Here is a 22,912-nt window from a genome sequence, read left to right as displayed (position 1 = left end):
GCTGAATTTGGCACAATAATGCAAATAACCTGCCAAAATATGAGGTTTTGATATTAGTTTGTTTTCTCAACTCAACCATCGTTCCTATTGAATTTCAGCTAATTTAAAATCTAAACCTTGGTGTTCTTTGTATCACTCTTTGTACTTCCCTACTCACATTGGATAAAGCATATCGAAGCATAAGTTCATGACTTGTGGGAGATTTAGCTTCAACTCCACTAAACACCAAATCAAAGGCATATCCCAATTTCAATGAATTATCTTTTAATAGGGTATAGCCTAAAATTAATGAAACTGACTCTTCTCCTCTAAACCCTATCCCCCCACTTATTTTATTCTGATGAGTAGCAATAACGCTAGCTTCATAAGAAAAATTATTAAATGATACTGATTTTAACAGAAAACTTGGCTCAATAACTAATTGACCGACCGGTCTAAACCTATATCCCAAGAGCAAATACGAATGATTTTTCAATTGATTTGCATAGGAACCATCTCCAAAATCAAAATTAGGCTCATTTATATGTCTACTACTGAGACCTATGTAATAATTTCGAGCATCTAGCAATAAGCCTGCCCCAAAATTAAAGTTCAATTGACTTTCTTTTCCAGCTACCGGTAGATTCGGTTCAGGATTAACAACAATTAGTTCTCCATAATCTAATGCACTGGAGAACATTCCAAAATACGCTCCTACACTTAAAGTTGATCTGTTGAGCTTTTTATGATAAGCCCCTTGTAAATTGATCTCTAAGTTACTAGTAGCTCCAATTCGATCATTGACAATGGTAAGACCATATCCAATATTTCTCCCTTCTATCCTTCCTTGACCACTCACCAACTGAGTCACAGGAGCTCCACCTTGACCAGTGCTGGTTGTGTAATTCAACCATTGAGAGCGATGCAGTGCAGAAAACCTCAAACCTCCATCTTTACCAGCGAATGCGGGATTATAATACATCCCGTTGTACATGTACTGAGTAAATTGAGGGTCTTGCTGGGCCATCAGCGAAGAAACCTCAAAAAAGAAGAACATGAGAAATGTGTATCTCAAAAAATATAAACTATGGCCTCTTTTAAACATTTTGTAGTGGTTTCGTCTAATATATTAGCTAGTGTAAGAATTTAAACTGAAAAACCACAGGCTTAGGTTTTATGTTTTACAAATTATTTGCCTTTTTAATATAAAGCTCCAATGCACCAGTCATACTTGGAGCATTTGGCATAGGTGCCTCAATATCCAAAAACAAATCCAAATCTCTTACAGCTTGAGCTGTGGTAGGGCCAAAAGCAGCTATGCGAGTGGCTCCCTGTTCGAAATCCGGGAAGTTAATTTTCAATGATTTAATACCTGATGGGCTGAAAAAGGCTAATATATCATACTTGACGTCAGCCAAATCTGACAAGTCTGCTTCTAACGTATGATAAATGATAGCTTCTGTAAAGGCTATCCCATTTTTTTGCATGTATTCAGGAATATCGTCTTTGCGGATATCAGAGCAAGGGAAAAGATACTTTTCAGATTTATGTTTTTTAAAGTAATCAAATAAATCCTGTGCTGTCTTTTGACCTACGAATAATTTACGTTTTCGGATTACAATATACTTCTGAAGGTAATGTGCAGTTTGATCTGAAATACAGAAATACTTCATATCTGCCGGCATTTCGATTTTGAAATCTTTGCAGATCGCAAAGAAATGATCTATAGCATTACGGCTAGTGAAAATCACCGCAGTATGCTTCAAAATATCAATCTTCTGCTTGCGAAATTCCTTTGGAACTACAGGCTCAACCTTAATGAATTGACGGAAATCAATCTTCAAATTATACTTTTCTGCCAATTGTACATAGGGAGAATTCGCTCCCGCAGGGGCTGGTTGAGATACTAGGATACTTTTTACTGGTCTAAACCTGTCTTTGGTAACTGTGCTCATGCTTCTTTTATTCCTTTTGGTGATTATCGCAATTAATAACCCAAATCAAGCACCAATTTGGCCAAGATTAAAAAGGGCACTAATTCTGCGATGCAAAGGTAAGTAAATAAATGATATTTCTTAAAGCCGAGTCTATTCACCATAATTAGGAATAATCCTAAAATCCCGGAAATATAAATCCAGAAAAACCCTACAAATGATGCCTCTAAAGCAATCCTAATTGCTGAAAAATCATTAAGTAAAAAAAACGCGCATATAAAAATCAATACTATAGTCGCTATCACTACTAGGCGGAGCAAATAAAAAAAATGAGGGAACTCTAATTTACCTAAATCGAATAAATATGATAATATCCTGATAGCTGTAAACTTTAGTATAGTCAGCACCAAAAGCAAAAATGAACCTAATAACCATAAAACTGTAAGGGAATTGAAATTCAATTCCATCCTAACTTCTAGCCATTCTTGACGAAAGATCACCATAGAAGTCACCATTGCTAGTGACAAGAGTGTATTAACAATAAATACGTATAACAAAATATCTCCTGAAAAAAACTTCTGTAAACTCCCACTTTCAGAGAAATCTTCTGCATTAAGCAGAGAAATAGGCTTGATCATCATAGCAAAAATGAAGGGGTATGCCAGTTTATACAAGGTGATCAATAGTAAGCAAGAGATCATCGCAACGATAAAAAAATCACGAATACCTTGTCGATTAAAATCTCTTTTATTGGAGAAGAACCCTTCGCTAGTCGAAATGACGCCTAACGGCTCAGACTTCAAGACCTTCATCACACTTGCCTGTTCTGAAGAAATTCCATTCTTAAAAACTGTTAGACTTACTTTTGACTCAGAAAATACTCTTTTGAGCTCCGTCACTTGCTCCTTAAATGTCGTATCTCTTTCTGTGAAAAACCATAGTTTCTCACCAATAAAAACCACAGAATGATCTGGGAATTCAAATGAATAGTAGGCAAGCGGAAATGTTTCCAGATCCAACTCTAAAATCAACCTATCATTTGAACTGAACCAAGTCTCTCGCTCCCCTTCTTGCCACATTGGATTGTAATCTTCCAAAACCTGAGCAAATGCTACTTCTCCTACTGTCAAAAGAAGTGTAAAAATAAATATTGACTTACTGATCAATTTTTTCATACTCAAAATCTGGCTAGGTAGCCAAAATGTATCCTAGAATAGGAGAATTGTAAAGGTTGAAGGTTTGATTTCCCAACACCATAAATAAACCGAAAGATACCAGAACCAGTATCAAGATTGATCCCTGCTCCAAACGATATCGGTTTATCAATGGAAGTTGCAAAGTACGGGTTTTCCAGAATGCCAAAGTCAGCAAAAACCATGAGAAATGAGTTTTCTCCAAAAAAAAGTCTTTGTTCCATATTCAGGTACCCGTAAGACTTCGCAAAAAAGTAATTCTCATTAAACCCACGGATGCTTTTCAAACCTCCCAGACGGAAAAGGTCATTCAGAAGAAGGTTTTGATTTTGGGTAAAACCTCCACTTCCCTTCAACCACATTCCCCAAGTCGGTCTAATGTAGACATGTTTTTCAATTTCCAGTTTGCCTAGGTATTGTGGACTTTTCAAGTCAAGATTGTCATAAACCTCAGCCGGAAATCCTGTATTCTCTAAAATCCTTTTGTTGCCTAGGGCAAATTCGCCAGTGATCAGAAAACCTCGTCTTGTAAAAAATGGAGAATCCCTCCCATCCCACGACCATCCAATCCCATATTGGTTCCAGCGATAATCTGCTACCTCAGGTAATTCAGTCAATTCATCAAAATCCTCAGTATTCAGCACATCGCTGGATTGCCTCCTAGTAAAAAATCGGAGATAACTCATTTGGCTAATATGGTATCCAAAGTCCAAACTCAAGAATCTATTTAGAAAGGTAGAATCTTGCTTAAGTAAGCTGAATCCTACACTCACGTCTATTGGAGAATTAAATAAGAAAGACTCCTTGGCCGATATTTCCAGCGATTGAGTGGCTATATTCAGACGCTTCCAATGGAGAGCCACATCTCTTCCTTTACCACCCAGATGATATAATTCTAAATCCAACTGTCCCGTGATGAGCATCTTGCCTGGTTCATTCTGGTTTGGAAGTAACCCGATTACTCCATCCAAAACATTGGTATTTCTATCTCTCAAAGTGAACGTGGGCTGTGCCTGTTGTATTTGAAATTCGACCTGAGGAGCTTGTGTCTGAACAAAATAAGGCGATCGAGTCAATGCCAGCGTTGCGGCGTCGAGTTGCTTTTGCGAAAAAGGAGTACCTGGTCGGATCCCAGTTGTATTTTGCAAATAACTTTCTTGAGTTTTTGTCTCGCCGGCTACTTTCAGGCTATCCCAAAGAATCAAAGGACCTGAGTCAAAGTAAAAAACTGCTGAAAGCAAGTTTCCCCGACGCTGAATGCTATCAAGTTTAATTTGTGCAAATGGGAAACCCCTATTCTCAGCATTAGAAATAGCTTTCCTCATCCATCTAGTAGCGGAACTGTATTCGGATGTGATAGGATCAATATTTTCAGAGAATTCCTTTGGAACATTGCCGAGAGAAATTGATTCCCAGCTATACTTTTCTCCAAGAACTATTTTCATCAGTAAGGAGTCTTTTGAAACTTCTTCCTTTACCAAAAGAAGAGAAAGATAACCGAGCTCTTGAAGTGATTGTTGCAATGAATCAAGATACTGATTCCCCTCTAGCTTATTAGAATATGAAGTCCAATCCGCAGATTCCTGGACTGGATCAGTAGTCCATTTGATCCAATATGCACCTTGGGCTTCGCATAGCTGTCCTCCGGCAATGAAAAAAAGAAAGAATGCCAAAAGGAAGGTTTTCAAAGGGATCTTAGGGAATGATTATATTCGCAAAATAATAGAATTCACTTTGGCTGGCATATACATCCATATTCCTTTTTGCAGGCAGGCGTGCCATTATTGCGATTTTCACTTCAGTACAAATCTTGGTAGAGTCGAACAGATGGCTGATATGATTTGCCAGGAAATTAAAATGAGAGCTAATTACCTGCAGGGCATGAAGCTTGAAACGGTCTATTTTGGCGGAGGGACGCCTTCACTTTTACCTCCACTTTTGATTGAAAAAATACTAAATCAAATTTCCCTTTCTTTCAATTCTGACTGGAAGGAGGTTACGCTTGAGGCAAACCCGGATGATCTGAGTGAGAATAACTTAAACTCATGGAAAGGTCTAGGTATAGACCGACTGAGTCTAGGCATACAGAGTTTTGATGAGGAAGTATTGAAATTCTATAATCGGGCACATACTGCGAAAGAGTCTAAATCTGCCATAGAAAAAGCTAGAAAAGTAGGTTTCGAAAAATTCAGCCTGGACTTAATCTATGGTTTTCCCCAAGAAAACCATTCCCTTTGGAAACGTGATTTATCAGAGGCTATCAGTCAGAATCCTGGGCACATTTCCAGCTATGCACTTACCGTAGAACCTAAAACTGCACTTGGCAACTGGGTGAAAAAAGGTGATTTTAAACCAGCTGGTGAAGATTTCGTCGCTGAGCAATTTGAAATCCTACAAGAACAAACTGAAAAAGCCGGATATATACAATATGAGGTATCTAACTTTGGAAAGCCTGATCAATTCGCTCTGCATAATACCAATTACTGGAAAGGTGTTCCCTACTTAGGAGTTGGGCCCAGTGCTCATTCTTTTGATGGACAAAATAGGGGTGCAAATCCCTCCAATAATTCCCTTTATTTGAAGAGTTTGGAAGGTCAGACTTTGCCTTTCATTGTAGACAATCTTTCCGAAGACGAGAGACTAAACGAATACATGCTTACTGGATTGCGAACCTTGTGGGGAATAGATTTCGAAGAGATAAACCGAGTTTTTGGAAGAGATCTTCTGACTACGAAAAAAGTCATATTGTCGCAGATGGATTCTGAAGGCTGGCTCATTTGGAAGGATAAAAACCTATCTTTGAGCAAAAGCGGAAAGCTACTTGCAGACAGCATCGCAGCAGCACTTTTTGTTTAGGATTAATGCAATTATGAGTAGAGACGGATATTACAGCAGAAAAAAAGAGGTCGCTCCACTTGAGTCAGCTTTCAACGATTTGCTGAAAGCATACCGCCTAGAAGGTAAATTCAAAGAAAAGTCTCTGGTTCATGATTGGCCTGAAATAGTAGGAAAGACTATTGCAGATCGAACTTCATCGGTTTTTATCCGAGACAAAAAACTCTTCGTGAAAATAAACTCGGGTCCGATCAAGAAGGAATTGCTAATGAATAAAAGCAAAGTAATTACGCTAATAGAAGAGAAGTACGGAGCTGGAGTGATCGAAGACTTAGTCTGTATGTGAATTTCTTTGATTCAGAATCTGAGTCACTTCAATTTACACTTTTTAACAACTACCAGCATTCACTAAGCTCTCTACCTTCATTTATTTCCAATCCGAATGAGTATTATTGTGGCAGCGCATTCATGATCAAACTACCGCAAATCCATATCGGAAAGCTAAGCCTGCTGCTCGCCATCCTCGTATGGCTGGGTTTGCTATTTGTGAATTTGGTCAGGCTGGTAGGGATACTCAATGAGATGGATTCCGGAATTGCCATCGAATTCACGTGGATCTTGCAAATCCTATATTTTATTACTGTTTACAGTTTTTATAAATATTCGATCAATAAAAGTACCCAAAGCGACTTTCTGAATCTCATCTGGCGAGGTGCGTCGACTGGAATATTCGCTGTTTCTGTCTATTTAATCATAGGTTTTTTTTACACGTCTCTGGGCGAAAGTAAACTCGCCGGAGATCCATTTCTCAAAACTTTCTTTTATCATGTCCGCTTTGGACTGATGACTATTTTTCTGATCTCTTCCTCATTATTATGGCAGCATCTTATTCTTTACCAAAAAACTAAGCGAGTTGTAAAACAATGGCAGGCTTATGAAATTGCCCTGCTTATAGCAATGTTCTTAGTGTTTTTTGATAGAGAGGCTTATGAATACAGCTTCTATTTTGGCATGGTCCTACTAGGGATCTTAGCAGTGATACTCTCTACTAATTTGAAATGGATTCCATATCTGACTTTCAAGGAGAAATGGAAATCACTTCTGTTCCTTGCCATTATAATTTTATCCATTAGCTACATACTTTGGTACACTATTTCAGTGGATATGGAGTACGAGTATTACCCAGCAAACCTCATGGGTAACTTATTCCTGATATCGCTTTTTTGGTTTATCCTGGTTTATGCCGTTCTCAGCTTTTTAGTAACATTATTTAACCTTCCAACCTCCTCAGTATTTGAGCAAAAGCTGACTGAAGCGATCAATTTCCAACGACTGAGCCAGTCTATACAGCCAGAAGAAAATGAGGAGCAAGTACTGGATATTCTTATGGACTCCTGTATGAGTGCTGCCTATGCCGATGCGGCATGGTTGGCAATGAAAAGTGATGAATTCCCAGAAGGTTATTTCCAGGAGAGATTTATAGATCGAAAGACAAGAGAAGAAATATCTGTATTGATCGAATCTCAGAAGGCTATTCAAGATTGGGAGTCTGAAAAGCGACCAGATAATTTAAGCCCTATTAATCTTAGGATTGCTCACTCAAAATACGAATCTATCCTCTTAGTTCCTCTGGTCATCAATAAATCGGTCATTGGTAAAATCGTGCTTTGTAAGGAAGTACGGGATGGCTTCAACAAGGAAATGCTGAACATCATTAGCACTTTTGGAAGGCAGGCTTGTATTGCAGTGGAAAATCATCGTTTGCTCAATCAAGCCATCCTAAATGAACGGTACCAAGAAGAATTGAAAATTGCTCAGCGTGTTCAAAAATCCCTACTTCCTACCCAATTAGATCATAACGAGTACTTTGACATTTGCGCTTTTTCCAATGCAGCGGATGAGGTAGGTGGTGATTATTACGACACTTACAAGCTTGATGAAAATCGGTATGTATTGATTATTGGCGACGTATCAGGAAAGGGAACTTCAGCTGCTTTTCATATGTCTCAGATGAAGGGTATTTTCCAAAGTCTGATTCAGCTGAATCTTAGTCCCTCGGAATTTATGATCAAGGCGAATTCAGCTCTAAGCAAATGTCTGGAGCGCAACCACTTTATCACTGCATCCATATTTATCATTAATACTGCAAAACAAACCATATGTCATTCTCGGGCAGGTCATGTTCCTACTTTAATACATAAGAAAAAATTAAACAAATCTGAGTATTTGGAGATTGATGGGTTAGGTTTGGGAATTTTAAGAAACATGCAATATGAAAATCACGTTGTGGAAAGAACATTCACTTATCGACCTGGAGACGTATTAGTCTTATTCACAGACGGGATAGTGGAAGCAAAAAACAACAAATCCAATCAATTCGGTTATGAGCGTGTTAGGACCTTATTGGAAGTTTACAACGAACTAAATCCACAAGAAATTCAGACTAAAATTATTGATTCACTACATGATTTTGTAGGAAGAGATAGATTGATTGACGATGATTATTCGATAATGGTAGTAAAATTTACCGAACATAATAAAGCAAGCTAAAAGATGCTATCAATAGAAACACAGGAAGAGAACGGCCATACTATATTGCTACTCAAAGGCGAAGTAGATGCTAGCAACTCAGTAATACTTGATGAAGCAATCACTAAAGTGGTTGTCGATGGTAGTAATTCTATTTTGGTCGATGGCGCAGGGCTAGAGTATATTTCTTCGGCAGGATTAGGCGTTTTTATGTCCTATTTAGAAGATTTTCAGGAAAAAGAGATTGATCTGAAAATCTATTCTCTTTCTGAACGAGTATATGAGGTATTTAAAATATTGGGCTTGGATCAGTTGATGAGTATTTACCCAAACAAAAAAACTGCTTTAGAAAGCTGATATGAAACATCAGATGAAAATATCTTGTCAAACAGCAGCACTCTCCGAACTGCGCGTCTTTTTAAAAAAGACGCTGGGAGAGTTGCACCTGTCTGACGTAGACCAGCTCCAACTTATCTTGGCAGTGGAAGAGGTATGTGCTAATCTGATCATTCATTCACACAAGTGTAATGCGCTAGACTTTATTCAGTTAGACATTAAACAAAATCCCGGGAAGTTAATTTTTGAAATTACCGATGAAGGTAAAGCATTCAATATGCTCGATTATGAGGTACCGGACCTAAATAAAGTTAAAGGAGATAAGCGAAAAGGAGGTTTAGGCATAATTTTGGTCAAGAAGATAATGGATGAAATTGAGTTTGATTCTACCCGAGGCACAAATACCTGCCGGCTGATCAAATGGTTCCAGTCCTAATTCATGTTAAAACCTTAGTATTCGGGACTTTTGACTTTAAATCCTAATAAATTTGTAAAATTGCAATCCAATTCTGGCATTCACCACATGACAAACCGAACCATTTCGGCATATATTATCACATTCCTTGTAGCATTTGGATCCACCGCATCTGCGATGGCGTTTGTGCAAACGCCAAATCAGGGTGACCCCTTATTGACTTTGGGTGGTAAGCCGGTAGCTAAGGATGAGCTGATTTATTTATTATCTAAAGGAAATAAGTCTGAACCTGGTACTCCAGGGATGTCCAGAGACGAATACGAAGAAAACCTTGACCTTTTTATTAATTACAAATTAAAAGTTAGGGAGGCCGAAGCGCGGGGACTTGATCAGACGGAGGAATTCACAAGAGAATTTGATTCGTTTAGAGAAAATCTAAAGGCTCCTTTCCTGATTAGGAACTCATTGGAAGAGGGAGAATTACGGAAAGCTTATTCAAGAATGCAGGAGATTATCCGTGCGAGTCACATTTTGCTTCAATTTCCGCCAAACGCAAAAAAGGAGGACAGTTTAATTGTCCTACGAATGGCATTGAAAATTGAAGACGAAATAAAAAATGGAGGTAGTATTAATGAGTTGGCATTAAAATATTCTGATGATCCTTCGGCTCAGGTAAACGAAGGTGACCTCGGTTATTTTACAGCACTGCAGATGGTTCAACCATTTGAAGACGCAGCATTTTCACTGCAACCTGGACAGGTTTCTGATCCCGTTTTAACCAATTTTGGCTACCACATTATTAATGTGAAGGACCGCCAACCGAATCCAGGACAAGTAAGGGTATCGCATATACTCGTAAGAATCGATGAAAATGCTGAAAATGGCGAAGACCTCGCTAAAAGAAAAGTAGCAGACATCTACACTGAAATTCAGAAGGAAAATACTATCTGGGAAGATATAGTGAAAAATTATTCCGAAGACCCTTCAAGTAGTCAAAAAGGAGGTATTCTTCCTTGGTTTAGTGTTGGGTCAATGATTCCGCAATTTGAAATGGCTGCTTTTTCGCTGACAGAATTAGGTGAAGTTTCCCCGCCTATCCGCACCAAATATGGGTATCATATTCTGAGGCTGGAAGACAAAAAACCAGTTGAAAGCTTTGAATCCATGGAGGAGAGTATTCGCTCTAGAATATTAAGAGATTCTCGTTCTACGATGATTCAGTCCCAGGTGATGGCGATTCAAAAATCCCGCTACAACTTTGATGAAAACGAACAGAATGTTGCCAAATTAAGAACTGAATTAAGCTCAACTTCTAAGAATGATGTGGCGCAAGTTGTTGCGGATAAAGATTTAGCTAGTGACCAAATCTTTTCCCTACAGGGCAAAAGTTTCATCGCTCAGGATCTTGTCGATTATATGAACGAGCAAGAAATCAGAATTCAAACTAATGACGGGGTTTTCGATGCTTGGTATGAAAGATTTGCAGCTTCCGTTTTAAATGAAGCTGAAGAGGCTGACTTGGAAGCAAATAATAAGGAGTACCAAATGCTCCTTAAAGAATACAGAGATGGAATTTTGTTGTTCTCACTCATGAATGAGGAAGTATGGCAAAAAGGTCTAATGGATTCAATTGCACAAAAGGCCTATTTTCAAAATAATATTGGGAATTACCAGTGGGAAGAAAGAGTAAATGCATACATCGTCAAAGTTCTTGACATGACTCAACTGGATGCTGCTAGACAATTGCTGCAAGGAAAATCACTTTCCGATGAACTCATCTCAACTTTTGAGTCAAGCTATGAAAGCATCAATCCCTTAGCGTATCAAACTGAAGCAGGCACCATCGAATACGCTGAACATCCTGTCCTATCCAAAGCAGATATGGATTCAAACTACCAGGAAATAGAAGCCAATGGACATTTACACATTGTAATCTTAGGAGAAAAAACAAGTGCAGGACCTAAGGAATTCGAGGAAACTCGAGGATTGGTAATTCGAGATTATCAAGAATACTTGGATAAAAGTCTAGTTGAGTCTTTACGAAAGAAGTATCCTATCAAGATAAATCCAAAAGCTAAGGAAGAAACATTCATAGCTTTAAATCAATAATATTTTACATAAGAAAACCGTCAAATTAGAACCAAAAGACGGAAAAACTCCCATGAAATTATTAAACCGACTAACCTTTACTTTAATAGCCAGCTTGCTGGTTACCGCATCATTTGCTCAAGAAACAACGCCTACTACAGGCCAGGTACTTGACAAAATTGTGGCTAAAGTGGATAATTATATATTATTGGAATCAGACGTACAGAAAGCATATTTGGAAGCTATTTCCCAAAATCGACAGGGTCAAGAAGCGCCAAGCAGATGTCAGATATTTGAATCTCTGATGATCAATAAACTGATGGTAGCCAAAGCAGAAGTGGATTCTGTAATCGTCACCGACGCAGAGGTTATGCTTCAAACTGAACAGCGATTCAACATGGTACTCCAGCAGTTTGGAGGAGATGAAAATACACTTGTAGAAGCCTACGGTAAGACTTCAGACCAACTCAAAGCTGAGATTGAAGATGTGATCAGAGAGCAATTAATTGTGCAACGGATGAGAAGTCAGATCACCGAAGGATTAACTGTTTCTCCAAATGACGTTAGAGAGTTTTTTAATAGCATTCCTACCGATTCTCTTCCACTATTCACATCTGAGGCTACTGTCGGGCAAATAGTCGTCAAACCCGAAGTAAACCCCCAAACCAAACAGGCCCTTTATGATCAAATGGTCCAATTCAAGAAAGATATTGGTGAAGGCAAAGCTGACTTTGGCGATTTAGCGAGAAGATATTCTGAAGATCCTGGTTCAGCTTCCAATGGAGGAAATTTGGGGTTTTCTTCTAGAGGACAAATGGTTCCGGAATACGAAGGAGCTGCATTATCCCTAAGACAAGGTGAAATTTCTGATCCGGTAGAAACTGCGTATGGTTTTCATATCATCCAGCTATTGGAGAAGAAAGACAACACCTATAACACGAGACACATTCTAATGTCGCCAAAAGCTACTATAGCAGATATAGAAAAGTCAGAGAGATTTCTTGATAGTCTTAAAACAGAGATTGAAGCAGGAAGAATGGAATTTGCAAAAGCAGCTAAAGACTTTTCTGATGACAGAAGCACATCAGATAATGGCGGTTTCTTCACCGATCCATCCAATAGTTCCAATCGTCTTTCTTTAAGAACGCTTGAAGACCCAAGTCTATATTTTATGATAGATTCCATGGAGGTAGGTGATATTACTCCACCGATGCAGTTTGACGACCCAAGAGAAGGTAAAAAAGTTCGTATTATCTATTACAAAGCAAAGTATCCTGCTCATAGAGCTAATATGAACGATGACTACGAAAAACTAAAAGCAGCAGCGCTACGCAAAAAAGAAGATGATTTGCTCAGCAAATGGTTTGTTACAGCCAAGGAAGATATTTTCATAGATCTTGACCCAGCTTACGATCGATGCAATGCACTAGCAGCAAAATGACGAAAAAGGCCCGAGAATTTGCTCTCGGGCCTTTTTTGATATCTTGAGATCTTAACTTTTCTTCTTACCAAAAAGAGCTTTGAAAGCTAATCCTATTTGCTTAAGGCCTTCCTTCAAAAATCCTTTAGATTCTTCCAATTTAGGCTTGAAATCGTCAGAACGCTCTTTAAATTCTCGTTCTAAAATCTCTTTCCCTTTTTTAAATTCAGCTTCAAGAGACGTTTTATTCTCTTTCAAATCCTTAATTTTCTTGTCTATTTCTTCCTTTGCATCTGAACCAGCATCAGCTCCTTTTTTTACTAATTCTTCAATTTTATCGCCAATCTCCTTGAGGACTTTTTCTAGGTCTTGGGTGGTTGATTTCTTCTCCGTCATAACTAAAAATTTTAAGATGAACTGATACTCTTCAAGTTAATTACTTTTTTCAAAATGCCACTTTTCTGAGTTATAATATAGATAGAAATCATTAATTATCAACGGATTCTCCTGCCTGAGTCTGTTTTTCGTAAAGCTCAGCATAAACTCCCTTTTGGGCCATCAACGTCTTGTGATTCCCTTGTTCGATTACTCTGCCATCATCCAAAACGATAATCTGATCTGCCAGCTTAGCTGATGACACGCGATGGGAAATAATAATCGATGTGCGATTTTGCATGATATTTTTTAGAGCTGTCAATATCACATTCTCAGTCTTAGTATCCACTGCAGACAGGCAATCATCCAGAATGAGGATCTTTGGCTCCTTGGCAATAGCTCTAGCAATAGAAACTCGCTGTTTCTGCCCACCTGAAAGGGTAATTCCTCGTTCGCCTAGCATAGTCTCAAAGCCTTTCGGAAATTCAATGATATTCTGATAGACATCCGCATCCTTCGCTGCTTGCTCTATAATCCTTGGGTCTGACTCCTCGATTCCAAAAGCAATGTTATTTCCTATGCTGTCTGAGAACAAAAATACATCCTGAGGCACATAACCAATTTGCCTCCTTAAATCTGAAACAGAAAGCGAATCAATTGGCTTTCCATCCACTTTGATCACACCTGAGTTAGGATCATACATTCGCATTAACAAGTTGGCTATAGTAGATTTCCCTGAGCCTGTTGTGCCAATAATCCCAAGCGTTTGTCCTTCTTTGATTTTAAAGCTTACATTTTTTAGTGCTTGGATCCCAGAATCCGGATAGATGAAAGAAACATTATCCATTTCTACTGTCCCTGTAATTGTTGCCTTAATGTCGTTAGTATTAAGAATATCATTCTTTTCATCAAGAAACTCATTGATACGGGTTTGGGATGCAGCTGCACGCTGAACAATACTCGTCACCCAGCCTAAAGAGGTAACTGGCCATGTCAGCATGTTTACATACAAAATAAATTCTGCAATAACCCCGTAACCTATCTCTCCGCTGATTACCTGCAAACCACCTACATAAACAGTGATAATTGTAGAAACACCAACAAGAGCCATAATGATCGGGAAGAATAGCGCATTGACTCGTGTCAGCCTAATAGACTTCACCTTATAATCTTCACTTGCTGTTGCAAAATCATTTACACTATCACTCTCTCTGACGAAAGCCTTTAGCACCCTAATCCCGGAGAATGCTTCTTGAACAAACGTGCTTAACCCACTCAAACTTCGCTGAATCTTCTCAGAACGCTCATTGATCATGTTATTCACATAATATATACTTAGCGAAAGTACTGGTAGCGGCAATAGTGCGTAAAGTGTCAACATTGGATTGACCGTGATCATATACGATATCACCAAAGGGAAAAGAATCAGCAAGTTCAATCCATACATGATTGCTGGTCCAAGATACATTCGCACGCGGCTCACATCCTCCGTGATTCTTGCCATCAAATCTCCGGTGCTATTTTTTCTATAGAAGCTAAGAGGTAGTTTTTGGTAGTGATCGTAGATTTCATTTTTCATGTCATACTCTACCTTCCGGGACATGATGATGAGCGTCTGACGAATAAAAAATAAGAAGATCCCTCTCAGTAAAGCCATTACTAAGATCAATATTCCAAACACAAACACGAATTTTAGAAAAATATCTTGAGCCTGATTACCCATACCACCCTGCTCTAAAGGCTGATAAATTGAAAAACTTTCAACAACATAATCTATTGCAAGTCTTACTAATTGTGCGGGGATAATTACGAAAATGTTTGAAATCACCGTAAAAACTATCCCCAAAAGGATTAAGCCCTTGTATTTGTACAAATACTTATTGAGTCGCCAAAGTGGTTTCACCAAATAAAAATTTTAAAATGAAAGAAATAGATTAGGAAGACTGGGTATATTAATCCTTTGAAGGCCAATAAAAGTATTTAATTTTGTATCGGTCAATTTCGCAAGGAGTACCCAAATATAACACATTCTAAAAAGCTAAGTTCACATGTTAGAGATTAAAGCTACCGAAACAGTACGTGAAGGTTCAATCTTTGGCCAAATCACCACGATGGATCACGAACAACTTGTGATCTGCCACGATGAAGCTACAGGCCTTAAAGCATTGATAGGAATTCACAACACCACGCTGGGCCCTGCTTTGGGCGGAACCCGTATGTGGCCTTATGCTTCTGAAGAGGAAGCGATTACAGATGTCCTTCGTTTATCCAGAGGAATGACATTCAAAAATGCGCTGGCTGGATTGAATCTTGGCGGTGGAAAAGCTGTGATTTTGGGTGATCCAAAATTGAAAAATGAAGCTTACCTAAGACGCTTCGGGAGATTTGTTCAGAGCTTAGGTGGCAGATACGTAACCGCAGAAGACGTAAACATGAACACCTCGGATATGGAATTCATCGGCCTGGAAACTCGCCATGTCACTGGTCTTCCTGAGATCAAAGGCGGTGGTGGAGATCCTTCTCCAGTTACGGCTTATGGTGTTTACATGGGCATGAAAGCAGCAGCGAAAAAAGCTTTTGGATCTGAATCCTTGGCAGGAAAAAGAATTGGTGTCCAAGGTGTAGGGCAAGTAGGCAAGTATTTGATTGACTATTTAGTAAAAGAAGGAGCCAATGTGTTGGTAACGGATATTTTTGAAGACAAGCTACAGGCAGTTGCCAAAAAAACAGGCGCTCAAGTAGTTGATCCAAATGTGATCTATGATTTGGAAATGGATATTTATTCGCCTTGTGCCCTAGGAGCCACTGTCAATGATGAGACGGTTGACCGCTTGAAATGTGCTGTAATTGCAGGTGGTGCAAACAATCAATTAAAAGACGAAGCCAAGCATGGCAAAATTTTAGTGAAAAAAGGAATTGTATACGCACCTGACTTTCTAATCAACGCTGGTGGTGTCATCAATGTAGGCGCTGAGTACTTCGGCGGATACAATAGAGATACAGTTTACAAGCAAACTGAAAAAATATTCGATACTTGCTTGAGTATTTTAGATAAATCAGAAAAAGAAAACATACCAGCTCAACAAGCAGCTATCGAGACAGCTAAAGCTAGAATTGAAGCTATCGGAAGAGTAAAGCTTTCTTTCTAAGACCACATACATCCTCATCAAAACCACCGGAAATGGCTTTCGGTGGTTTTTTTGTCTCATCTACCTACATGATAGCCACCTCAAATTACCTATATTTGCAACTCATTTCGAAGACATGCTAAACAGAAGAATACTCAGAGTAAAGGCTTTTCAAAACTTATATGCATACGAACAGTGCAAAGGTTCTAACCTAAACTTGTCAAAAGATTTCATCCGCGCCTCATTCATGCCGGATCTGAACAGTATGGAAGTGCAAGATAAAACTGCACTCAACAAAGAAGCTGAGGAGGCTATCAAGCTTTTTGAGCAGAATCTCACGTCAAAAGATCTGCTAAAATCAAGCGAGGCAAATAGAAAAGTAAAACAGGTTGTTTTAGATGCTTTGAAAAAGTATCATGAGGCAAACGAAAAAGATCACCAGTTTTTGTTAAAAAACATGGTGGTATCTGCCGAACGAATTCCACAGCTATATTTGCTTGCGATTGAGCTTTTACAGGCGTTTGCAAAGCACGTAGAAAAAGAAATTGAAAAGAAGAAAAAATTCGCTTCCAACAATCCAGTTGGATTTGGGAACGAACTCAATTTCCCCAACAACACAGTTCTTGCTTCCCTTCGTGAATCTGATTCATACAGAGCAGCGATTGCGAGAAACAATGTTAACCTGAATGATATAGAACTGGAAATCAGAGAATGGTTTAGAGATTATATTAAGCCTTCTGAATTCTATCAGGAGTATCTTCAATTGGAAAGTCCAACTGTAACCCAAGATTTTGAGCTGGCTGATGATCTCTTAAAGAAAGTTCTGTTCAAAAATGAAGTGATCTTGAATTTCTTCTCTGAAAAGGATTTAAACTGGACAGAAGATAAATCGGTAGTTAGGAGCCTAGCTTCCAAGGTATTGAAAAATGCGGCTAATCTAAACGAGGAAAATGAAAGCCAAATGCCTGAGATCGCTATGAACTGGGACGAGGATAAGGAGTTTTTTCAAAATATCTTTAACTTCACCATTGAAAATGATGTAAACAGTAAGGCCCTTATTACTCAAAAAACCAAAAACTGGGATATTGACAGACTTGCATTTACTGATAAAGTGATTATCTCGATGGCAATAGCGGAAATGAAAAACTTCCCGAGTATTCCCGTCAAAGTAAGTATAAACGAGTATATCGACATCTCAAAAACATACAGCACACCAAAAAGCAAGCAATTTGTGAATGGATTGCTAGATGTAATGGCAAAAGAGTTAACCGAAAGCGGAGAAATCCGTAAGAGCGGAAGAGGACTTTTAGACAATAAATAACTTAACTATGAGCAAGAGCAGTAATTCACTCATCGCATTCCTAATAGGCGCAGGCGTAGGCGCAGCAGTTGGAGTACTTTTTGCACCAGATGCAGGGACAAATACCCGTGATCGACTTTCTTTCAAACTTTCAAAATACAAGAAGGAACTAGAAGAATTAATCGATGATTTGGTAGACGGAAAGGAAATGCACCTTAACGAAGCAAAAACCGAAGGAAAAAGAGTAATAACAGAAGCAAAAAACAAAGCTGAGAACCTTCTCAGTGATGTAAACAAATTAATAGATCAAATCAACCAAGGAAACAATTAACAGATATGAAATCGAGCCTAAATTATCACTCCCACTGAGGATTGAAAATCGATCAGCGAGATTCCATATGACCACTTAAAAAAATATAAATAGGTATGAAAATCAACGTAATTAATATGGCGGTATTTTCCGTCATGCTTGCTTTGGGAACTTCTTGTAACCAAAAAAGTGATCAGGATGAGAAAATCGCTGCACTTGAACAAAAAATTGCCCAATTAGAAACTAATAGTCCTGTAGCAACACCTGTTAATGCGCAAGCAACACAGGCTGCTGATCCTTCTACTTTAGGTTCTTTCTCCTTCCCAGAAGAGGAGTACGACTTTGGAGTCATCAATGAAGGTAAGGTAGTAGAGCACATATTCAAATTTACAAATAATGGACAGGCTCCATTAGTAATCTCCAACATTACTGCTTCTTGCGGATGCACTAGTCCTGATTGGTCTAAAGCACCTGTAAAGCCAGGAGATGAAGGATTTGTGAAAGTTGTATTCAACTCATCCGCCAAATCAGGTGCACAAGCCCCTACAGTAAGTATTCAAGCAAACACTAACCCAGCTGTTACCAGATTAAGATTGAAAGGTACAGTTACTCCAAAAATTGCAGGCGCAGCTACTCCAGTAGGCCCAGTTAAACGATAATTATGATTTCTACAGTACTAGCCCAAGCTGTCGCAGGTGGCAGCGGAATTTTAGGACAAGTTTTCCTTTTCGGTTCTATTATTCTGATCATGTATTTCTTTATGATCAGACCTCAGCAAAAAAAGCAAAAGGAAAGCAAAAAATTCATTGAAGAAATCAAAAAGGGCGACGAGGTAGTAACTATCGGCGGACTACATGGTAAAGTAAGCTCAGTTGAAGGCGATGCTGTAATGCTTGAGCTTGACAGAGGACTAAAAGTCAAAGTGGAAAAATCTGCTATATCATTAGATTTCTCGAAAAAGACAGAGACAAAAAAATAAATTGAATTTTGCCGGAAACTAAAAAATCCACTAAAAGGATTTCTCCAAAAAAACTCTCTAATCTGAAAGTGGTAGTCCTCTGCATCGCAGCAGCTACCACTTTTTGGATTTTAAACGCCCTCAATAAGGACGATTATAATACTGTTGTCGATTTTCCCATTGAGCTAGTTTATGACCAAGATCAGTATGTGGCTGTCGCTGGTCTTCCAACTACTTTGGAAATTGAAATCTCAGGAAATGGATGGGATTTGCTCAGGAAATACTTCAATTTCAATAGTGACTCTTACCCTGTTGAGCTTACAAATCCAGCATCAAAAAATTACATCCTTACAGCTGACCTTAAAAGATCCTTAGGCGAATTCCTTTCCCCAACACAGCTTAATTCTGTTCTTAAAGATTCTTTGAAATTCAAAATTGACAAAATTAAAACTGTCAAAGCCACCCCTGTCCTGGATTCTACAAGCTTCTCGTTGGGTAAGAATTTTAGAGTCATTGGGCCTGTTACGTTTAGTCCAAGCGTTATAACAGTCAAAGGGCCTAGCTCAGTAGTGGATAGTGTAAAAACCATTCCAATTGCTTTAGAGGAAAAGCGTATTAACAAATCAGTTGATAAAGAAATAACACTAACGCTACCTGAAAACCTCGGTAATCATGTGACACTTGAGGTAGATAAAGTCCAAGTTAAATTTGATGTTGTCGAATTTTTAGAAGGAAATAAACGCCTCAAAATCAAAAAAATAAACTTCCCGAAATCAGTCACTCTACAGAATGAAGATGTGGTAATTATGATTTCTTATTTGGTAGATGAGCGAAAGTCAGCCGAATTAAAGGACCTTGAATTCGAAGCAATTTTGGATTATTACAAAAGGAACAAAACGGACAGCACGATCACCGTTCAGGTAAAACCAATGCCTGACTACCTAGAACAAGTTGTAGCTCAACCTGCAATCTTAAAGCTCAAATATGAGTAATACCTCTCCCATCTTAGTGGGTATAACTGGCGGAATTGGCTCAGGAAAAACAACCGTAGCCAAGATTTTTTCTATACTTGGAATTCCCGTTTATTCAGCTGATGATCGCGCAAAGTGGCTAATGGGAAATGACGAAGAACTAAAGAATCAAATTAAAAATGCCTTTGGATCGGAATCTTACCTTTCTGACAGCAGCTTAAACAGGAGTTTCCTGGCAAATGAAGTCTTTTCAAATCCAGATAAAGTCAAAACAATCAACTCCCTAGTTCATCCAGCAGTTGGAAAGGATTTTTTGACCTGGGCATCACAGCAAAATTCCCCTTATGTGTTAAAAGAAGCTGCTTTAATCTTCGAAACTGGAGGTGAAAAAGCGCTTGATTATGTGATTAATGTAAGCTCACCACTGAAAATCAGAATCGCAAGAACGCTAATGAGAGATCCCCATCGCTCCGAAGAGCAGGTAAATCAGATCATCAATCAGCAACTTCCCGACGAGCAAAAAAATAAATTAGCTGATTTTATAATTAAGAATACCGACAACAAACTTTTGATTCCTCAAGCGTTAAAAATTCATCAGCATTTAATTGCAGCTAAGTAAAAAATCACCTCCTGTGATACTAGCTGTTAAATCCTTATTTTTCTTCATCCACCCCAAAACCCTTTTCAAAATAGTATGAAAGGATACAACCCCAAAGAATGGTTTCAGGTGATCTTCTTGATTCAGAAATCTGACACTTTAGTCAAGTTAGGTCCATTTATGGTCATCATTTTCCTTTATTCATTAGGAATTGCTTGGTTAGAAATGGACTTCCTGAAGATTGGAGAAGATAGTTGGGTGCAAAACATACCAATCATGCATAGCTTATTAAGCTTTGTGATTTCCATGTTGTTGGTATTCCGAACGAATACCGCCTATGACAGATGGTGGGAAGGCAGGAAACTATGGGGACAACTGGTAAACAACAGCAGAAATCTAGCACTTAAACTCGCTGGAATGCTAGACAACTCTGATGAAGAATCCAGAAAATTTTTCAGAAGGACAATCCCCATTTATGCTTTTGCACTAAAGGAACATTTGCAATCCAAAGTGACACTTTACATGCTGGATGACAAGGAAGATGAGGAAATAAAACCGGAGATTGACCCAGAAAAACATGTGCCAAATCAAGTTGCCAAATTGATGTTTGCTAAGGTGAATGATCTTTACAAAGCAAAGAAAATCACCGGTGATCAATTGATAGTATTGAATCAAGAATTAATGTCTTTCACTGATATCTGTGGAGCATGCGAACGAATCAAGAATACACCAATCCCCTATTCTTATAGCTCTTTTATCAAGAAATTCATCCTAGCTTATGTCATCACATTGCCATTGGGTTATGTATTTTCTTTGGGATATTATGCAGCTCCCATAGTCACATTCATATTTTATGTGCTGGCGAGTTTGGAACTGGTGGCCGAAGAGATTGAAGAGCCTTTTGGAACTGATGCTAATGACTTACCCATGGGTAAATTATCTGCAAACATCCAGAAGCATGTGGAAGAATTGATTTAGAACTGATTCTTTAACTTTGGACTTTCAAGCTTTACCGAAAAGCATCAAATGGATACTAAACTTAACCTTCGCAAGGTAAACGTGACCCGTTATATTCTACCCCTTCGGGAAGGAGGATCTCTTCCTGCACTTGCCGATGCAGATGACGGTTTCAAATATGTATTGAAATTCCGTGGAGCTGGCCAGCGGGAGAAAGCACTTATCGCTGAACTATTAGGTGGAGAAATTGCGAGAGCTTTAGGACTGAAAGTTCCTGAATTGGTCTTCGCCAATTTGGATCCGGCTTTTGGTAGATCTGAGGGAGACGAAGAAATCCAGGATCTGCTCAAAGGTAGTCAAGGGCTGAACTTAGCCTTGCATTTTCTATCCAGTGCAATCAATTACGATCCAATAGCAATGAATACCGATTCCTATTTAGCATCCCAAATTGTATGGCTGGATATGCTGATCACCAACGTGGATCGGACTTTTAGAAATACAAATATGCTACTCTGGAATCGTGAGCTGTGGCTGATCGACCACGGCGCTTCGTTTCTGTTTCAACATGCATGGATCAATTGGAAAAAAAATGCTGAAGGCACTTTTCCCATTATAAAAAATCACGTGTTGCTGCCTGTAGCTTCTGAACTAGATGCTGTAAATGAAGCCTTCAAAAAGCTTTTGACACCTAAGAAAATCAGCACAATTATTAATACCATTCCAGAAGAATGGCTACTTGCTGGGGGCGATTCTGAAGATCCCAATGAAGTGAGAAAAGTTTACCAAGACTTTCTAAATCTTCGCCTTTCTTATTCTGATCAATTCATAAAAGAAGCTCAAGATGCAAGAACAGCACTTATATGAATACGCCATCATTCGCGTAGTACCGCGGGTGGAAAGAGAAGAATTCATCAATGTTGGTGTAGTGATCTGTCATTGGAAAAGAAATTTTCTAGGCTGCAAGATTCATTTAAACACTCAAAAATTATTGATGCTAGATCCGCAAGCTGATGTAGAAATGATAGCACTTAACTTGGCTTCTTTTGAAAAAATATGCCAAGGATCTACAACTGGTGGTAATATCGCAGCTATGGATCTAGCCTCCAGATTCAGATGGCTAACTGCTGTGAGAAGTTCCATTATCCAAACTTCAAGGCCGCACGCCGGACATGCGGATGATTTGGAGAAAATGCTGGAGAGGCTTTTTGAGGAGAATGTAGTGTAAAATAAAAGACGTTCGTGTGACACGAACGTCGGCGATAAAAGTAATTGGCGCAAGTCTCATGACTTGTGCTTAAATCAATGCAGTCTTCAGACTGCTTACATATAAAAGCAATTTTTTATGGTAATGTACTGAAAAATAGTTGGTGACTTTAATGAGATAATTTCTTAATATCCAGTGTTGATTTGAAGAGGAAACAGGCTCTGGTGGAGACCAACTTGTCAGCAATAAAGTCAGCGCATAAACGAAAAAAGAGGTCTGGTAATTTTTTGCCAGACCTTACTTTTTTTGATATGCTCTATGGCTTTGAAAACTCATTTTTTATTGGACAAAAACACATACCATTTAATGAAGTCTATCCTGT

Annotated in this window: 23 protein-coding genes; 17 read left to right on the top strand and 6 right to left on the bottom strand. The window is 38.7% G+C overall.

The features are described 5' to 3' along the window. Positions 1–103: 103 nt before the first annotated feature. The 4 genes from LV83_RS15100 to LV83_RS15085 all read right to left on the bottom strand — a co-directional run bounded on the left by LV83_RS15100 (position 104) and on the right by LV83_RS15085 (position 4,779). Positions 104–1,084 (bottom strand): PorP/SprF family type IX secretion system membrane protein, encoded by a 981-nt coding sequence (locus LV83_RS15100; RefSeq protein WP_111612391.1) that lies wholly within the window; start codon positions 1,082–1,084, stop codon positions 104–106. Between the two features lie 76 nt (positions 1,085–1,160). Then, on the bottom strand, positions 1,161–1,934 hold the full coding sequence (locus LV83_RS15095) for a uroporphyrinogen-III synthase (protein WP_111612390.1): 774 nt from the start codon (positions 1,932–1,934) through the stop codon (positions 1,161–1,163). A gap of 32 nt (positions 1,935–1,966) precedes the next feature. Next, a complete protein-coding gene (locus LV83_RS15090; RefSeq protein WP_111612389.1) occupies positions 1,967–3,088 on the bottom strand; it encodes a DUF4271 domain-containing protein in 1,122 nt (373 codons plus the stop codon). A 2-nt stretch (positions 3,089–3,090) separates the two neighbouring features. Next, complete coding sequence (locus tag LV83_RS15085) at positions 3,091–4,779, bottom strand: BamA/TamA family outer membrane protein (RefSeq protein ID WP_146613733.1); 1,689 nt, start codon at positions 4,777–4,779, stop codon at positions 3,091–3,093. On the opposite strand from LV83_RS15085, the gene hemW reads away from it, so the two are divergent. From hemW to LV83_RS15050, 7 genes are all read left to right on the top strand, one after another. After that, the gene (hemW, locus tag LV83_RS15080; RefSeq protein WP_317046688.1) at positions 4,757–5,962 is read left to right on the top strand and encodes a radical SAM family heme chaperone HemW; all 1,206 of its coding nucleotides are present in this window, start codon (positions 4,757–4,759) and stop codon (positions 5,960–5,962) included. The genes LV83_RS15085 and hemW overlap by 23 nt on opposite strands. A gap of 13 nt (positions 5,963–5,975) precedes the next feature. Then, positions 5,976–6,287 (top strand): DUF721 domain-containing protein, encoded by a 312-nt coding sequence (locus LV83_RS15075; RefSeq protein ID WP_111612387.1) that lies wholly within the window; start codon positions 5,976–5,978, stop codon positions 6,285–6,287. A gap of 122 nt (positions 6,288–6,409) precedes the next feature. Beyond that, positions 6,410–8,491, top strand: a complete 2,082-nt coding sequence (locus LV83_RS15070; RefSeq protein ID WP_111612386.1) for a GAF domain-containing SpoIIE family protein phosphatase — start codon at positions 6,410–6,412, stop codon at positions 8,489–8,491. A gap of 3 nt (positions 8,492–8,494) precedes the next feature. Then, a complete protein-coding gene (locus LV83_RS15065; protein WP_111612385.1) occupies positions 8,495–8,827 on the top strand; it encodes an STAS domain-containing protein in 333 nt (110 codons plus the stop codon). 13 nt (positions 8,828–8,840) lie between these two features. Beyond that, the gene (locus tag LV83_RS15060) at positions 8,841–9,242 is read left to right on the top strand and encodes an ATP-binding protein (protein ID WP_245947068.1); all 402 of its coding nucleotides are present in this window, start codon (positions 8,841–8,843) and stop codon (positions 9,240–9,242) included. An 87-nt stretch (positions 9,243–9,329) separates the two neighbouring features. Beyond that, positions 9,330–11,330 (top strand): peptidylprolyl isomerase, encoded by a 2,001-nt coding sequence (locus LV83_RS15055; RefSeq protein WP_111612383.1) that lies wholly within the window; start codon positions 9,330–9,332, stop codon positions 11,328–11,330. A gap of 52 nt (positions 11,331–11,382) precedes the next feature. Beyond that, complete coding sequence (locus tag LV83_RS15050; protein ID WP_111612382.1) at positions 11,383–12,750, top strand: peptidylprolyl isomerase; 1,368 nt, start codon at positions 11,383–11,385, stop codon at positions 12,748–12,750. Positions 12,751–12,801: 51 nt separating this feature from the next. Here the strand turns inward: LV83_RS15050 and LV83_RS15045 are convergent, their stop codons facing one another. Beyond that, positions 12,802–13,125 carry a hypothetical protein gene (locus LV83_RS15045; RefSeq protein ID WP_111612381.1) on the bottom strand — a complete coding sequence of 108 codons (324 nt, stop codon included), beginning with the start codon at positions 13,123–13,125 and terminating at the stop codon, positions 12,802–12,804. Positions 13,126–13,216: 91 nt separating this feature from the next. Beyond that, positions 13,217–15,007, bottom strand: a complete 1,791-nt coding sequence (locus LV83_RS15040; RefSeq protein WP_111612380.1) for an ABC transporter ATP-binding protein — start codon at positions 15,005–15,007, stop codon at positions 13,217–13,219. A gap of 145 nt (positions 15,008–15,152) precedes the next feature. On the opposite strand from LV83_RS15040, the gene LV83_RS15035 reads away from it, so the two are divergent. The 10 genes from LV83_RS15035 (at position 15,153) to LV83_RS14990 (ending at position 22,551) form a co-directional block, all read left to right on the top strand. Beyond that, positions 15,153–16,253 (top strand): Glu/Leu/Phe/Val dehydrogenase dimerization domain-containing protein, encoded by a 1,101-nt coding sequence (locus LV83_RS15035; RefSeq protein ID WP_111612379.1) that lies wholly within the window; start codon positions 15,153–15,155, stop codon positions 16,251–16,253. Between the two features lie 115 nt (positions 16,254–16,368). Beyond that, positions 16,369–17,553 carry a transcription antitermination factor NusB gene (nusB, locus tag LV83_RS15030; protein WP_111612378.1) on the top strand — a complete coding sequence of 395 codons (1,185 nt, stop codon included), beginning with the start codon at positions 16,369–16,371 and terminating at the stop codon, positions 17,551–17,553. A 7-nt stretch (positions 17,554–17,560) separates the two neighbouring features. Continuing rightward, positions 17,561–17,863 (top strand): YtxH domain-containing protein, encoded by a 303-nt coding sequence (locus tag LV83_RS15025; protein WP_111612377.1) that lies wholly within the window; start codon positions 17,561–17,563, stop codon positions 17,861–17,863. Between the two features lie 95 nt (positions 17,864–17,958). After that, a complete protein-coding gene (locus tag LV83_RS15020; RefSeq protein ID WP_111612376.1) occupies positions 17,959–18,501 on the top strand; it encodes a DUF1573 domain-containing protein in 543 nt (180 codons plus the stop codon). Positions 18,502–18,503: 2 nt separating this feature from the next. Beyond that, complete coding sequence (gene yajC, locus LV83_RS15015; RefSeq protein WP_111612375.1) at positions 18,504–18,821, top strand: preprotein translocase subunit YajC; 318 nt, start codon at positions 18,504–18,506, stop codon at positions 18,819–18,821. Between the two features lie 8 nt (positions 18,822–18,829). Further along, the gene (locus LV83_RS15010; protein WP_111612374.1) at positions 18,830–19,792 is read left to right on the top strand and encodes a YbbR-like domain-containing protein; all 963 of its coding nucleotides are present in this window, start codon (positions 18,830–18,832) and stop codon (positions 19,790–19,792) included. Then, positions 19,785–20,390 (top strand): dephospho-CoA kinase, encoded by a 606-nt coding sequence (coaE, locus tag LV83_RS15005; RefSeq protein ID WP_111612373.1) that lies wholly within the window; start codon positions 19,785–19,787, stop codon positions 20,388–20,390. The genes LV83_RS15010 and coaE overlap by 8 nt, the downstream gene beginning before the upstream one ends. A 75-nt stretch (positions 20,391–20,465) precedes the next feature. Further along, complete coding sequence (locus LV83_RS15000) at positions 20,466–21,347, top strand: bestrophin family protein (protein ID WP_111612372.1); 882 nt, start codon at positions 20,466–20,468, stop codon at positions 21,345–21,347. A 48-nt stretch (positions 21,348–21,395) separates the two neighbouring features. Beyond that, positions 21,396–22,190 carry a HipA family kinase gene (locus LV83_RS14995; protein WP_111612371.1) on the top strand — a complete coding sequence of 265 codons (795 nt, stop codon included), beginning with the start codon at positions 21,396–21,398 and terminating at the stop codon, positions 22,188–22,190. Further along, entirely contained in the window at positions 22,168–22,551 is a 384-nt protein-coding gene (locus LV83_RS14990; RefSeq protein ID WP_111612370.1) for a DUF3037 domain-containing protein, read from the top strand. The genes LV83_RS14995 and LV83_RS14990 overlap by 23 nt, the downstream gene beginning before the upstream one ends. Positions 22,552–22,912: the final 361 nt, after the last annotated feature.

Origin of the sequence: Algoriphagus yeomjeoni (assembly GCF_003259505.1) — a bacterium.
Classification (GTDB): Bacteria; Bacteroidota; Bacteroidia; order Cytophagales; family Cyclobacteriaceae; genus Algoriphagus; species Algoriphagus yeomjeoni.
This window is presented reverse-complemented; position numbering and strand designations above follow the sequence as displayed.